General features: G+C 70.0%; 12 protein-coding genes. 5 read left to right on the top strand and 7 right to left on the bottom strand.

The window, feature by feature from the left end:
- Positions 1-74 precede the first annotated feature (74 nt).
- Positions 75-1,700, bottom strand: a complete 1,626-nt coding sequence (locus tag PL79_RS14440) for a phospholipase D family protein (protein WP_044848594.1) — start codon at positions 1,698-1,700, stop codon at positions 75-77.
- Positions 1,701-1,944: 244 nt separating this feature from the next.
- Complete coding sequence (locus PL79_RS14435) at positions 1,945-2,661, bottom strand: FadR/GntR family transcriptional regulator (protein ID WP_044848593.1); 717 nt, start codon at positions 2,659-2,661, stop codon at positions 1,945-1,947.
- A 134-nt stretch (positions 2,662-2,795) separates the two neighbouring features.
- Between PL79_RS14435 and PL79_RS14430 the strand changes: the two genes are divergently transcribed.
- From PL79_RS14430 to PL79_RS14415, 4 genes are read left to right on the top strand one after another with little or no spacing between them, the layout of a single operon-like run.
- The gene (locus PL79_RS14430; protein ID WP_044848592.1) at positions 2,796-3,596 is read left to right on the top strand and encodes a (Fe-S)-binding protein; all 801 of its coding nucleotides are present in this window, start codon (positions 2,796-2,798) and stop codon (positions 3,594-3,596) included.
- Positions 3,593-4,306: a LutC/YkgG family protein gene (locus PL79_RS14425; RefSeq protein WP_044848591.1), complete on the top strand. Its 714-nt coding sequence runs from the start codon at positions 3,593-3,595 to the stop codon at positions 4,304-4,306. Before PL79_RS14430 ends, PL79_RS14425 begins: the two co-directional genes overlap by 4 nt.
- Entirely contained in the window at positions 4,303-5,748 is a 1,446-nt protein-coding gene (locus tag PL79_RS14420; RefSeq protein WP_044848590.1) for a LutB/LldF family L-lactate oxidation iron-sulfur protein, read from the top strand. Before PL79_RS14425 ends, PL79_RS14420 begins: the two co-directional genes overlap by 4 nt.
- Before the next feature lie 51 nt (positions 5,749-5,799).
- Entirely contained in the window at positions 5,800-7,500 is a 1,701-nt protein-coding gene (locus PL79_RS14415) for a lactate permease LctP family transporter (protein ID WP_044848589.1), read from the top strand.
- Positions 7,501-7,637: 137 nt separating this feature from the next.
- Here the strand turns inward: PL79_RS14415 and PL79_RS14410 are convergent, their stop codons facing one another.
- The 5 genes from PL79_RS14410 to PL79_RS14390 all read right to left on the bottom strand — a co-directional run bounded on the left by PL79_RS14410 (position 7,638) and on the right by PL79_RS14390 (position 11,976).
- Positions 7,638-8,399, bottom strand: a complete 762-nt coding sequence (locus PL79_RS14410) for a M48 family metalloprotease (RefSeq protein ID WP_044848588.1) — start codon at positions 8,397-8,399, stop codon at positions 7,638-7,640.
- Between the two features lie 150 nt (positions 8,400-8,549).
- On the bottom strand, positions 8,550-9,356 hold the full coding sequence (locus PL79_RS14405; protein ID WP_044848587.1) for a glycosyltransferase family 2 protein: 807 nt from the start codon (positions 9,354-9,356) through the stop codon (positions 8,550-8,552).
- A gap of 125 nt (positions 9,357-9,481) precedes the next feature.
- Positions 9,482-10,762: a chorismate transformation enzyme, FkbO/Hyg5 family gene (locus PL79_RS14400; protein WP_044848586.1), complete on the bottom strand. Its 1,281-nt coding sequence runs from the start codon at positions 10,760-10,762 to the stop codon at positions 9,482-9,484.
- A gap of 97 nt (positions 10,763-10,859) precedes the next feature.
- A complete protein-coding gene (fabG, locus tag PL79_RS14395) occupies positions 10,860-11,576 on the bottom strand; it encodes a 3-oxoacyl-ACP reductase FabG (RefSeq protein ID WP_044848585.1) in 717 nt (238 codons plus the stop codon).
- Positions 11,577-11,691: 115 nt separating this feature from the next.
- The gene (locus tag PL79_RS14390) at positions 11,692-11,976 is read right to left on the bottom strand and encodes a phosphopantetheine-binding protein (RefSeq protein WP_014896047.1); all 285 of its coding nucleotides are present in this window, start codon (positions 11,974-11,976) and stop codon (positions 11,692-11,694) included.
- 713 nt (positions 11,977-12,689) lie between these two features.
- Between PL79_RS14390 and PL79_RS14385 the strand changes: the two genes are divergently transcribed.
- Positions 12,690-13,217: a hypothetical protein gene (locus PL79_RS14385; protein WP_235879268.1), complete on the top strand. Its 528-nt coding sequence runs from the start codon at positions 12,690-12,692 to the stop codon at positions 13,215-13,217.
- Positions 13,218-13,266 lie beyond the last annotated feature (49 nt).

Here is a 13,266-nt window from a genome sequence, read left to right as displayed (position 1 = left end):
ATCGTTGCGCGCACAACCATATCACCTTTCCCCGCGCACCGGTATCGCGGGTTTGGCCCGAGCCGTTCCGGCCCTTACAACTGGTCGTCGACCGGCAGCAGCATGAAAAGGCCGGTCATCACGTTGCGCAGCAGCCCGGCATGCGGATCGACGTGATAGAGGGTCGACTGGCCGCCGTCGACGCCCGTCCATTCGAGTGCCGGCGGCCCGCCGTCCATTTGCTTCACGAGCGTGACGCGATAGCTTTCATCAGGCTGCGTCACCCGTGCGAAGATCTCCGCGGCCTGCTGCGCGAGCACCGGGCTGTGGATCACGAGCGCGAGCTCGGTGTTCAGGTGCGCCGAGCGCGGGTCGAGATTCAGCGAGCCGATCACCAGGATGTGCCGGTCGATCACGTACGCCTTCGCGTGCAGGCTCGCACGCGAGCGCGAGCCGAACAGCCGCGTGGGCTGCTGGCCCGGCTGTGCCTTGAACTCGTACAGCTCGACGCCGCGCTCGAGCAACGGCACGCGGTACGGCGCGTAGCCGGCCTGCACCGCGACCGCATCGGTCGCCGCGAGCGAATTCGTCACGATCGCGACGCGCACGCCGCGCCCGACCGTATCGCCGAGGATCTTCACGCCGGCATCGTGCGGCACGAAGTACGGCGAAAACGCGAGGAATTCCTTCTGCGCGCCGCGCATCAGTTCGACGAGGCGCTGCATCGGCGGGCTCACGTATGCGTCGGTCGGCTGCGCGACCTTGGTCGGCGCATCGACCTTGAATTCGGCCGGCGCCCACACGAGCGCGAGCTCGTCGCGCGCGATCTGCTGCGCGAGCGGTGTCGCGTTCAGCGGCTTCGCGTTGTACGGGTCGGCATTCTTGCGCCAGTGGTCGCGCAGCTCGTCGCGCATCGCGTCGAGATCCTTCGGAGCGAACGTCTGATGATTCAGCACGCGCAACGGATAGCTGCTCGCGCTCGCCCAGTAGCCGTCGAAGCTCTTCGAGACATCGTTCGTCACGGGGCCTGCGGCGAGCACGTCGAGATCGCGAAACTGCAACGTCGGGCTCGCACTGAAGTATTCGTCGCCGAGATTGCGGCCGCCGACGATCGCGAGCTGGTTGTCCGCGATCATCGCCTTGTTGTGCATCCGCCGCGTGAAGCTGTCGATCCGCGTGAAGTAGTTGGCCGTGCGCTCGACCATCCCGTATTGCGACGCGCCGAACGGGTTGAACACGCGAATCTCGATGTTCGTGTGCGTGTTCAGCGCGGCCATGACGCGATCGATGTCGTGGAAGTTCAGGTCGTCGACCAGCATCCGCACGCGCACGCCGCGATCGGCCGCATACAGCGCCGCGCCCAGGAGCAGCTTGCCGGTCGTGTCCTCGGTCGCGATGTAGTACTGCATGTCGAGCGTCTTCGTCGCCGCGCGCGCGAGCGCGATGCGCATCTGCAGCGCGGTCGCGCCGTCGGGCAGCAGCCGGAAGCCCGACTGCCCCGGATGCGCGGCTTCCGGCGCGGCCAGCGCGGCGCGCAGCGGCGTCGCGGTATCGGTCGGCAACGCGTGCGAGACGGGACGATCGAGCGTGGTGGCGGGCGGATGCGTCGCGCAGGCGGTGGCCAGCGACAGCAGCGCGCACACGGCGAGCGCGCAGGCCGGGCGGCCGACGGCGCGCCACGACAGCGCGGCCGGCGCGCACCGGATCAAGGACGTGAGCACGGAAACTCCCTCGACAGGCGGATCAACGGGTCCGCAATCGCCGCGGCGCGCGGCTGACGGGCGGGTTCAGTCGATTCTAGGGGGCGCCCGATGAACCGGTCAATCGCGCGCCCGGCGCATGCGGCGCCGAGCCGCCACGCACGCCGCGCGCGGCCGCGGCCCTGCGCGGCCCGGGACCGCGGCCGGCGGGCGTCCTCGGATTCGACCGCCAGGCGGACCCGCCGCGCCCATGGTCCAACCAATCTCACGGCGCGTCGTCGCTTCGCTCGAAGTGGCTGCGCACGTAGTCGATATGGGTCTGCATCGCCGTGCGCGCCTCCTCGGGCCGGTGCGCGCAGATCGCGTCGCAGACCACCCGGTGCTGCTGCAGCAGCAACTCCGATGCCTGCTCGTCGTGCGTCGTCATCCCCGCGACGTTGATCGAGATGTGCTCGCGCAGCATCCCGAGCACGCTCGTGTGCAGGTGCAGGAACATCGTGTTGTGCGACGCGAGCGCGATCGCCTCGTGCAGCTTCGCGTCGGCCGACGCCTCGAGGGCCGCGTCGTCGTTCGCGTGCGCGGTCTCGAGCTCGCGCAGCAGCGCGCGGATCCGGCGCCGGTCGTGCCCGTCGGCGCGCAGCGCGGCGAAATACGCGGTCGCGCCTTCAAGCACGCGGCGAAACTCGAGTATGTCGTCGCGCAGCGCCGGATGGTCGGCAACCAGCTGGCCCCACGGCGACGCGATGCCCGCGCGCAACTGGTCCGTCACGTAGACGCCCGCGCCGCGCCGGCTCTGCAGCAACCCGCGCGCGACGAGCCGCTGGGTCGCCTCGCGCACCGTATTGCGCGCGACGCCGTACTGCTGCGCGAGCACGCGCTCGGCCGGCAGCCGTGCGCCGGCCGGCCACGTGCCGTCGAGCAGCGCCGTCTCGATCTTGCGCATCACCACTTCGGTCCGGCCCCGTGCCGTCATCGCCGCCATCGCCGTCTCCCCATCCGGAATACCCGTCGCGCCGATTGGCCCAACCAATTTGAGCTGCGGCGCCGTCGCGGGAATTATGCAGCGAAATCGTCGTCCCGCATTCGCATGCCGGGCCGGCACCCCTGGAGCGAGACATGAACGAAAGGCACTACCCCGCCGCCGCCGCCGCGCACGTCTATCTGTTCGCGACCTGCCTGGTCGACCTGTTCGTCCCCGAAGCCGGGCTCGACGCGGTCCGCCTGCTGGAACGTGAAGGCCTGACCGTCCACTATCCGCGCGGCCAGAGCTGCTGCGGGCAGCCGGCCTACAGCAGCGGCAATCCGGACGAAGCACGCCGCGTCGCGGCCGCGCAGCTCGACCTGTTCGCCGAGCCGTGGCCCGTGATCGTGCCGTCCGGCTCGTGCGCGGGCATGATCCGGCACCATTGGCCCGCCCTGTTCGCCGACGATCCCGTGCACGGCCCGAAGGCTCGCGCGATCGCGGAGCGCACCTACGAACTCGCCGAATTCCTCGTCCATGTGCTCGACGTGCGGCTCGACGCCGTCGTCGCCAGCGCCGGCCCGGACGAGCGCGTCGTGCTGCACACGTCGTGCGCGGCCCGCCGCGAGATGGGCACGCGCGTGCATGGCGTCGCGCTCGTCGACGCGCTGCCGGGCGTCACCCGCATCGAACATGAACGCGAATCGGAATGCTGCGGCTTCGGCGGCACGTTCTCGCTGAAGCATCCCGACATCTCCGGCGCGATGGTGCGCGACAAGGTCGCATCGGCCTGCGCGACGGGCTGCGACCGGCTCGTGTCGGCGGACTGCGGCTGCCTGCTGAACATCGGCCACGCTGCGGCCAAGGCCGGCGCCGCGCTGCCCGTCGAGCATCTCGCGAGCTTCCTGTGGCGCCGCACGGCCGGTGCCGGCTCGCTGCGCGGAGACACGCAATGAGCGCGCGCGACGCCATCCTCGCGCGCCTGCGCGCCGCCGCCCCCGGCGTCGCCGTGAACGCCGCGCCCGCGCTCGATGCGCGCATCGACATGCATTACGCGGCGCGGCGCGCGGCAGTCGCCCCCGATCCTCGCGCGCTCGCGCAGACGATGCAGGCCGCGCTCGCCGCGTCGCACGCCGAAGTCTGGTGCGCCGCCGCCGACGCATGGCCCGCGCAGCTGGCCGCGCGTCTGGCCGAGGCCGGCGTGCGCCGCCTGCTGCTCGACCCGGCCCGCCCTGAAGCCGCGGCCCTCGTGCGTGCGCTGCCCGACGCGGTCGCGCCGGTCCCGTTCGACCGGCCGATCGACGCATGGAAAGCCGAGCTGTTCGACACGATCGACGCGGGCTTCACGGTCGCGCGCTCGGGCATCGCGGCGACCGGCACGGTCGTGCTCGCGCCCGATGCCGGCACGCCGCGCACGGTGTCGCTGGTGCCGCCGCTGCACGTCGCGCTCGTGCATGCGAACACGCTGCACGCGGACCTTCACGCGGCCGCGCACGCGGAGCGCTGGCACGCCGGCATGCCGACCAACGTCGTGCTGGTGTCGGGCCCGTCGAAGACCTCCGACATCCAGCAGACCCTCGCGTATGGCGCACACGGCCCGCGCAACCTCTGGGTCGTGATCGTCACCGAACCGACCGCAACCGCCTGCCAGGACCTGCCGCGATGAGCAACCAACCGCTGCAATTCGTCGCCCCCGGCGACTTCAAGGCCCGCGCGCGCGCCGCGCTCGACGATCCCGCGCTGCGCCGCAGCTTTCGCGGCGCGATGGATTTCCTGCAAGGCAAGCGCGCGACCCAGTTCCCCGACGACACCGAGCTGCAGCAATTGCGCGATCTCGGCGAAGCGGTGCGCCAGCACGCGCTCGCGCAACTGCCCGCGCTGCTCGAGCGGCTGGAGGCGAAGCTCACCGCGGCCGGCGTGCACGTGCACTGGGCCGAGACGGCCGCCGACGCGAACGCGATCGTGCTCGGCATCGCGCAGGCGAAGAAGGCGCGCCGCGTGATCAAGGGCAAGTCGATGGCGAGCGAGGAAATCGAGCTGAACCATTACCTCGCGGATCACGGCGTCGACTGCATCGAGTCCGACATGGGCGAGTTCATCGTGCAGCTCGCGGGCGAAAAGCCGTCGCACATCGTGATGCCGGCGATCCACAAGACGCGCGGCGACATCGCCGAGCTGTTCGAGGAACACATCCCGGGCACGCGTTACACGGAGGACGTCGACGAGCTGATCCAGACCGGCCGGCGCGCGCTGCGCCGCGCGTTCGCGGAAGCCGACATCGGCCTGTCCGGCGTGAACTTCGCGGCGGCCGACACGGGCACGCTGTGGCTCGTCGAGAACGAGGGCAACGGCCGGCTGTCGACCACCGTGCCCGACACGCACGTCGCGATCATGGGGATCGAGAAGGTCGTCGAGAAACTCGAGCACATCGTGCCGCTGTCGAGCCTGCTCACGCGCTCGGCCACCGGCCAGGCGATCACGACCTACTTCAACCTGATCTCGGGCCCGCGCCGCGACGGCGAACGCGACGGCCCGCGCGAGCTGCATCTCGTGCTGCTCGACAACGGCCGCACGCAGGCCTACGCCGACGAGCAGCTGCGCGCGACGCTGCAGTGCATCCGCTGCGGCGCGTGCATGAACCACTGCCCCGTCTATACGCGGATCGGCGGCCACGCATACGGCACGACCTACCCGGGCCCGATCGGCAAGATCATCTCGCCGCACCTGCTCGGCCTCGACGCGACGGCCGACCTGCCGACCGCATCGACGCTGTGCGGCGCGTGCGGCGAGGTGTGCCCGGTCCGGATTCCGATCCCGCAGCTGCTGGTGCGGCTGCGCACCGAGGCGAACCGCAAGCCCGACGAACCCGTCGCGCATCCGCTGCGCGGCCAGGGCGCGAACTACAACCGCGCGGAAGACCTCGTGTGGCGCTTCTGGTCCGGCGCGTTCGCGCATCCGCGCGCGTATCGCGCGTTCCGCTGGAGCGCGACGCGGCTGCGCGCGCTGACGCCCGCGAAGCAGATGGGCTGGACCCGGCATCGCACGCCGCTCGAGCCGGCGCCGCGCAGCCTGTCCGACCTGCTGCACGCACGCGGCCAGCCCGAATAGACCACCCCGCTTTCAAACCCGTACCGATAGAAATCCATGGAGGAGACAACCATGCAGGTTTGGCATCAGATCTACACCCCGCTCGGCAGCCTCGGGCTGTCGGCGTTCGTCGCCGCGATCCCGATCATCTTCTTTTTCGTCGCGCTCGCCGCACTGCGGATGAAGGGGCACGTCGCCGCCGCGATCACGCTGCTGCTGGCGCTCGGCGTCGCGATCCTCGCGTACGGCATGCCCGTGCCGCAGGCGCTCGCCTCAGCCGGCTTCGGCTTCGCGTACGGCCTGTGGCCGATCGCGTGGATCATCGTCGCGGCGGTGTTCCTGTACAAGATCGTCGTGAAGACCGGCCAGTTCGAGATCATCCGCGCGTCGGTGCTGTCGATCACCGACGACCAGCGGCTGCAGATGCTGCTGATCGGCTTCTCGTTCGGCGCGTTCCTCGAAGGCGCCGCCGGCTTCGGCGCGCCCGTCGCGATCACGGCCGCGCTGCTGGTCGGCCTCGGCTTCAAGCCGCTGCACGCGGCAGGATTGTGTCTGATTGCAAACACCGCGCCGGTCGCGTTCGGCGCGATGGGCATCCCGATCATCGTCGCCGGACAGGTGACCGGCATCGACGCGTTCCACATCGGCGCGATGGCCGGCCGCCAGCTGCCGCTGCTGTCGCTCGCGGTGCCGTTCTGGCTCGTGTTCATGATGGACGGGCTGCGCGGCGTACGGCAGACCTGGCCGGCCGCGCTCGTCGCCGGCGGCAGCTTCGCGATCACGCAGTACTTCACGTCGAACCATATCGGGCCCGAGCTGCCGGACATCACGTCGTCGCTCGTCAGCCTCGTCTCGCTCGCCGCGTTCCTGAAGGTCTGGCAACCGGGCAGCGCGAAGCAGACGGCCGGCGGCCTCGTCGCGTCGGGCGGCGGCGCGGCGCTCGCGGGGTTCGGTGCGGGCGGCAACGGTGCGGGCGCGAGCCGCCAGGCGTCGCCGTACTCGCTCGCGCAGACCGTGCGCGCGTGGTCGCCGTTCCTGATCCTGACGGCCGTCGTCACCGTGTGGAGCATCGCGCCGTTCAAGGCGCTGTTCGCCGCGCACGGCGCGCTCGCGTCGACCGTCCTCAAGTTCCACGTAGCCGGGCTCGACCAGCTCGTCGTGAAGACCGCGCCGATCGCCGCGACGCCGAAAGCGCTCGACGCGGTGCTGAAGCTCGACCTCGTGTCGGCGGTGGGCAGCGCGATCCTCGTGACCGCGCTGATCTCGATGGCGCTGCTGCGGATGAAACCGCGCGACGCGCTCGTCACGTTCGGCGAAACGCTGAAGGAGCTCACGCGCCCGATCCTGTCGATCGGCCTCGTGCTCGCGTTCGCGTTCGTCGCGAACTACTCGGGGATGTCGTCGACGCTCGCGCTGATGCTCGCCGCGACCGGCGCCGCGTTTCCGTTCTTCTCGCCGTTCCTCGGCTGGCTCGGCGTGTTCCTGACCGGCTCGGACACGTCGTCGAACGCGCTGTTCTGCTCGCTGCAGCAGGCGACCGCGCACCAGCTCGGCGTGCCCGAGACGCTCGCGGTCGCCGCGAACACGACGGGCGGCGTGACCGCGAAGATGATCTCGCCGCAGTCGATCGCGGTGGCATGCGCGGCAACCGGGCTGGTCGGCAAGGAATCGGAGCTGTTCCGCTTCACGGTGCGCCACAGCCTGCTGTTCGCGGTGATCGTCGGCCTGATCACGCTCGTGCAGGCGTACGTGCTGCCGGGGATGGTGCCGTAAGCACGCGGCGCGGCCGCTTTCCGGCGGATTTCCGGCCGCTTTCCGCTTCCCCGGAAAACAAAAAACCCCACGCCCGCAAGAGCGTGGGGTTTCGTTCATCCCGGGCGCCGGACGAGACCGGCGCCATCAGGCGGCGCTCAGCTGCCCTTCGCGATGCGATCCTGGATGTGCTGCGCCCGGCTCGTCGACGACGGGTGCGAGCTCATCATCGAGCTCTTGCCGCCATCGAGCTGCGCGAGCTTCTGGAACGCGGTGACGAGGCCCTTCTGGTTCATGTTCTTCTGCTTCATCAGGTCGAACGAGTAGTCGTCGGCCGCGCTTTCCTGCGTCTGCGAGAACTGCGCGTTGATGAACTTCTCGGTGATGTCGCCGAGCTGCGAGCTCGTCAGGGCCGCGACGCCCGGCGATGCCGCGCCGGCCGCCGTGCGTGCCGCGCTGACCGCGTAGGCAGTCTGCATCGCCTTCTTCGAGTGACCCAGCGCGACGTGGCCCATTTCATGGCCGATCACGCCGCGCAGCTCGTCGTCGTTCATCATGTCCATCAGGCCGCTGTACACGCGCACGCAGCCGTTGCCCATCGCCCACGCGTTGACGTCCTTGGTCATGTAGACCTTGTAGTTGATCTTCTGGCCGTTCAGCGTCATGTCGCCGAAGCCCTTCATCACCTTCGTCAGGCGCTTCGCGTACGCGCTGTTCGGCGCGGCGATCTTCGATTCGGCGTCGCTCGCCTTGCACGAGTCGTTCGACAGTGCCGCGATGTCGCTGTCCGACAGCGTCGCCGCCTTGAACAGGTTGGTCCCCGCCGACGTCAGGCTGTTCGCGTCGAGACTCTGCACGCCACCGCATGCGCTCAACAGGAAAACCATGCCGCACGCGGCCGCCGCTTTCTTGATATGCATCCCGGATCCCTCGATAGTTGTATTTGGGAGCGGCGATTTTGCATAATCCGGCAGAAAATTACCAGATGTTTACATCGAATGACAGCTTGATTACTGACAAATACGGAACGAACGGCGCGATTGCTCAGCCGATTGATGACAATCGGGCCATCAATCGCCACGGCCGGACGACCGGCCGAACGCGGAACGCGACCGGCGCGTCAGCCGCCGCGCGACCAGCATCGGCAGCCGCACCACGAAACCGGCGAACAGCCGCAGGTGCATCCACGCGAGCAGCGCGTTGTCGCGGCCGTAGTGGAAATGCGACACGCCGCCCTCGTGCGCGCCGAAGTAGCGCACCGGCGCTTCGATGCGGATCGGCCGCACCCCGGCCCAGCACAGCCGCACGGCGGCTTCCGGATCGAAGTCGAAGCCGCGCATCCACGGCTGGCGATGCATGATCGCGGCGAGCGGCGCGACCGGGTACACGCGAAAGCCGTACAGCGAATCGCCGATCCCGGCCCACAGCGTCTCGAGGTCGGCCCATCCGTTCGACAGCCGCCGGCCCTGCACGCGCAGCTGCGGCGCGCTCGCGTCGAACTTCGGCAGGCCCAGCACCATCGCATCCGGCGCCGCCTGCGACGCGGCCATGAATTCGGGAATCAGGTCGGCCGGATGCTGGCCGTCGGAATCCATCGTCAGCACGTGCGTGAAGCCGCTCGCGGCCGCCGCATCGAGCCCGGCCAGCACCGCGGCGCCCTTGCCGCGGTTCGCCGGCAGCACGATCACGCGCAGCCCGGGGTCGCGCCCGGCCATCGCCTGCAGGCGCTCGGCGCTGCCGTCGGTGCTGCCGTCGACGACGACCCACACCGGATTCCACTGCGCGCGGGCGTTGCGCACGGTCGTGTCGACCTTGACGCCCGGGTTGTAGCTCGGAATCAGTACGAGATGGGTGGACGAGGCCTGCAGCGTGGACATGGGAACGGCCGATTGCGAAGACGAGGATCCTGACAAAAGTTTATGACCTGCAGGCGACGGCCGACAGGCTTCGTCGACGCCGCCCGCGTGCGGCGACGGTTCGCGCAGCGACAGGCCCGCGCGCTTCACGACAGGTGCTCCAGCGGATGGCCGGCGCTCGCCTCGATCTCGACCAGCAGATCGTCGCGGCACACGTCCGCGTGGACGAACAGCGGCCGCACGCCGGGGCCGGCCGCATCGCGCAACGCGCGTTCGACCGCGGCGAGCGCCGCGGCATCGCCGGCGTCGCGCACGTAGACGCGGTAGCTCAGGTCGGCAAGCGTGAACGGGCCGTGCCCCTGCCGCGCGGCCTGCTCGAGCACGGCGGCCAGGTTCGCGATCGTCTCGCGCGTTTGCGCGACGACGTCGCCGTGATGCACGGTGCGATGCCCGACGATGCTGGCGGTGCCCGACACGAACAGCAGCGGCGCGGCAGCGTCGCCCGGCCATGCGGCCGCGCGCGCGAACGTCGGCGCACGCGGGCCGTACTCGGCCGGGTAGTGATACGCGCTGACCTGGCGCGGGTTCTCGACCGGATCGGCCGGCGCACGGCTCGCGATGAAATGGATCGCGAGCGGCGCGGCCGGCGGCGTGTCGCCCGCGACCGGCACGACCGAACCGAGCGCGCAGGCGGCCGGCACGCCGCCCGTCAGCGCGCGGCGGCATGCGTCGAACGCGCGCTGCCTGCCGATATTGAACTGACGATAGCGTTCGATCCCGAACTGCTGCGCGTTGATCGCCGGCACGGTGTTCCAGATCCGCAGCGGATGCGGGATGCCGAGCGTATCGAGCACGTCGAACAGCGCGCGGTACGCGTCGTAGGTCGCGCGCTCGAGCGGCGTGCCGCCGTCGCGATCCGCATCGGCCGATTCCTGAGCCTCCTGCGCTGCCTGCGCTTCCTGCACGACGATGCTGCCGAACACGAGCCCCGCCGTTGCGCTGTAGCGGTACTGCAGCGCGCCGCGTCGCTCGCCGCGCAGGTCGCGCGCGTCGCACTGCCAGATTTCGCAGACCGCATCGGCGCGTGCATGGCTGCCGGCATCGAGCAGCGCCATCTGCACCGGTGCGAGCGGCAGGTCGGGCGCGGCGGCGGCGAGCACGCGCGCCATCGCATCAGCCGGCGACCCGGCCGCGCCGATGCAGACCGCGCCCAGCGCACCCGGAAACACGCGGTCGAATGCGTCGCCCCGCTGCTGCGCATCGTGCAGCAGCGCAGCCAGCCGTGCCTGATCGATCTGGACGAGCCGCAACGCACGATTGCCGCCGTTCGCGGTGGACGTGGCCGCCATGGGTCCGCGTGCGACCGCGCTGGTGGCGGACGACGGGGAACACGCTCGCCGTTCGGCGTCGACTGGATGCACTGACACTTCGATTTCCTCACTATGCGGCGCGGGCTCGCGGCATCGTGGCCACGCGCCGCGTTGCGCGCCGTTGCTACGCGTCAAGCCGACGCCGCGCGCGTCGTCATGCGAGGCCGCCGTTGACGGACAGCACTTGCCCCGTCACATAGGCAGCCGCATCGGATACCAGATACGCGACCATCGCCGCGACTTCGTCGGGCCGGCCGGCGCGCTGCGCGGGCACGAGCTGCTTGATCCGTTCGGCGGGAAACGCATGTTCCGCCATCGGCGACTCGATGATGCCGGGCGCGACCGCGTTCACGGTAATGCCGCGCGACGCGAGTTCCAGCGACAGCGACTTCGTCGCGCCGATCAGCCCCGCCTTCGCGGCCGCGTAGTTGACCTGTCCGCGGTTGCCGGTCACGCCGGCGACCGACGCGATGTTGACGATCCGGCCGCGCCGCGTGCGGATCATCGGCAGCAGGAGCGGTTGCGTCACGTTGAAAAAACCGTTGAGCGTCACGTCGATCACGCTGTGCCATTGCCGGCGCGACATGCCGGCCATCGGCGCGTCGTCGTGAATGCCCGCGTTGTTGACGAGGATCTGCACCGGCGCGTCGTCGACGAACGGTGCGAGCGCGGCGAGCGTCGCATCCGCGTCGGTCACGTCGAATGCGATCGCATGCGCGATGCCGCCGGCCGCGACGATCTGCTGCGCGACGGCTTGCGCCTGCGCGAGATTCCGGTTCGCGTGTACCCAGACTTCGTGGCCGGCCTGCGCGAGCGTCGTGCAGATCGCCTGCCCGAGTGCGCCGCTGCCGCCCGTTACGAGCGCCCGCATCGAATTGCTCCGTTCATCGCGTTCCTCCTCGATCGACGCGGCGGCGGTGCATCCAGCCACCGCCGCCGCGTGCCGTCATCCTCTGCGTGCCGCGTCGCGCCCGCGCGCGCCGCCGTCACTTCGTGCGATGCGCGGCGACATACGCGGCAAGCGCGCCGAGCGTCGCGAAGATCTTCTGGTTGTCCGGATTGTCCGAGCGCAGCTCGAAGCCGTACTTCTTCGAGATCAGCAGCGCGATTTCCAGGATGTCGATGGAGTCGAGCCCGAAGCCCTCGCCGTACAGCGGGGTCCCGGCCGTCACCGTTTCGAGCGGGACGTCTTCGAGATTCAGTTCGCCGATGATCAGCGTGGCGAGCTCTTGTTCCAGTGCGTTCATCATGCTTGCGGGCAGGCGGCCCATGGCAGCGGGAGGCGCCCGGAAAACGGCAACCGTCGTGCACGCCCGGCGCGGTGCGAGGCGCGCGAATCTCCGTCCCTCCGGCGTCTGCCGGCTTCCCCGCCTGCGTTATTGGGGATCGTTTGTAAAAGTTACGCGGATTCTAGACGATGGGTATCGGCACGTATACGGGGAATGGTTACAGACTGAAGGGCCCCCGCCGCGGCCGGTTTCGGGACCCGATCGCAGCAGACGCTTGAGCCGCTTCGGATGGAAATGGATCGTCGCCGCAAAAGCTTCAGTGCGCTGCCATACATTCGGTTACAAAACCCGGCTGCACCTGCCTCGAACCGCCGCGCCGCGGCCCTAAAATGTGCGTGCACGACAGCCGGCCCGGACTAGCGTCCCGGCCGCCATTCATATGATGTTTGACGGCCCGACGCACGCGTCCGGCCCCGATCCGCCCGATGTTTCCAGCAACCATGCCGCGCCCGTTCCGCTCCCTCGCTTCCGGTTTTTGTCCGCTAGTTTGTCCGTCGTTTTTGCCGCCGTGCCGCGGCAGCCGCGGGCAACGCGCAAACCGCCGCCGCGCGCCGGAGCGGCCGGATGAGCCACGCCGCTCCGGCATTCGCCCGCGGCGCCGGCGCGGTCGCCGCGTGGCGGCGTACCAGATCGGCGCGCAACTACGCGGCGGCCCGCGACGCCGGCGCGCACGGCTTCGCCTCGCGATGGCGCTCGTGCCGCCACTGCTGCTTCGCGCCTTCGGCCGCGGCACTTGCGCTCGCCGCGGCGCGCCTGGCTCGTCCGGCGGTGCGCTGGCCGCCCGTCGCGCTTGTGTTGGGCCGTGCGCATCCCGCTTCGCGCGCCATTTCGAATGGGGCCTGTATCTGGAGCACGCGAGCTTCAACCTCGCGATGGCGCTGCTGTTCGGCCGCACCCTCGCGGCCGGCCAGGTGCCGCTCTGCACGCGCTTCGCGACGCTGATCCACGGCACGATCACGCCGGCCGTCGCGCGCTACACGCGGCACATCACGCTCGCATGGACGCTGTTCTTCGTCGCGATCGCCGCAGTGTCGACACTGCTGTTCGCGACCGCGCCGATCGTCGCGTGGTCGACATTCGCGAACTACCTGTCGCTGCCGCTGGTCGCCGTGATGTTCGCCGCCGAGCATGCGTGCCGGCGCTTCGCGCTGCCGCACGACGCGCGGCCGCGGATGGTCGACGCGGTGCGCGCGTACCGTGCGTCGACGCAGCCGTCACGATGAATTCATGGCCGGCGCGGCGCCGCAGCGCGGCCGCGCCGGTGACCGCCTT

It is taken from the genome of Burkholderia sp. USMB20 (assembly GCF_000949135.2).
GTDB lineage: Bacteria > Pseudomonadota > Gammaproteobacteria > Burkholderiales > Burkholderiaceae > Burkholderia.
The sequence above is the reverse complement of the archived record's forward strand: the minus strand, read 5'-3'. Positions and strand labels throughout refer to the sequence as shown.

Coding starts and splice junctions, on each gene's coding strand:
- PL79_RS14435 (WP_044848593.1), bottom strand. CDS start 2,661: ATGGCGGCGATGACGGCACGGGGCCGGACCGAAGTGGTGATGCGCAAG.
- PL79_RS14430 (WP_044848592.1), top strand. CDS start 2,796: ATGAACGAAAGGCACTACCCCGCCGCCGCCGCCGCGCACGTCTATCTG.
- PL79_RS14425 (WP_044848591.1), top strand. CDS start 3,593: ATGAGCGCGCGCGACGCCATCCTCGCGCGCCTGCGCGCCGCCGCCCCC.
- PL79_RS14420 (WP_044848590.1), top strand. CDS start 4,303: ATGAGCAACCAACCGCTGCAATTCGTCGCCCCCGGCGACTTCAAGGCC.
- PL79_RS14415 (WP_044848589.1), top strand. CDS start 5,800: ATGCAGGTTTGGCATCAGATCTACACCCCGCTCGGCAGCCTCGGGCTG.
- PL79_RS14410 (WP_044848588.1), bottom strand. CDS start 8,399: ATGCATATCAAGAAAGCGGCGGCCGCGTGCGGCATGGTTTTCCTGTTG.
- PL79_RS14405 (WP_044848587.1), bottom strand. CDS start 9,356: ATGTCCACGCTGCAGGCCTCGTCCACCCATCTCGTACTGATTCCGAGC.
- fabG (WP_044848585.1), bottom strand. CDS start 11,576: ATGCGGGCGCTCGTAACGGGCGGCAGCGGCGCACTCGGGCAGGCGATC.
- PL79_RS14390 (WP_014896047.1), bottom strand. CDS start 11,976: ATGGGCCGCCTGCCCGCAAGCATGATGAACGCACTGGAACAAGAGCTC.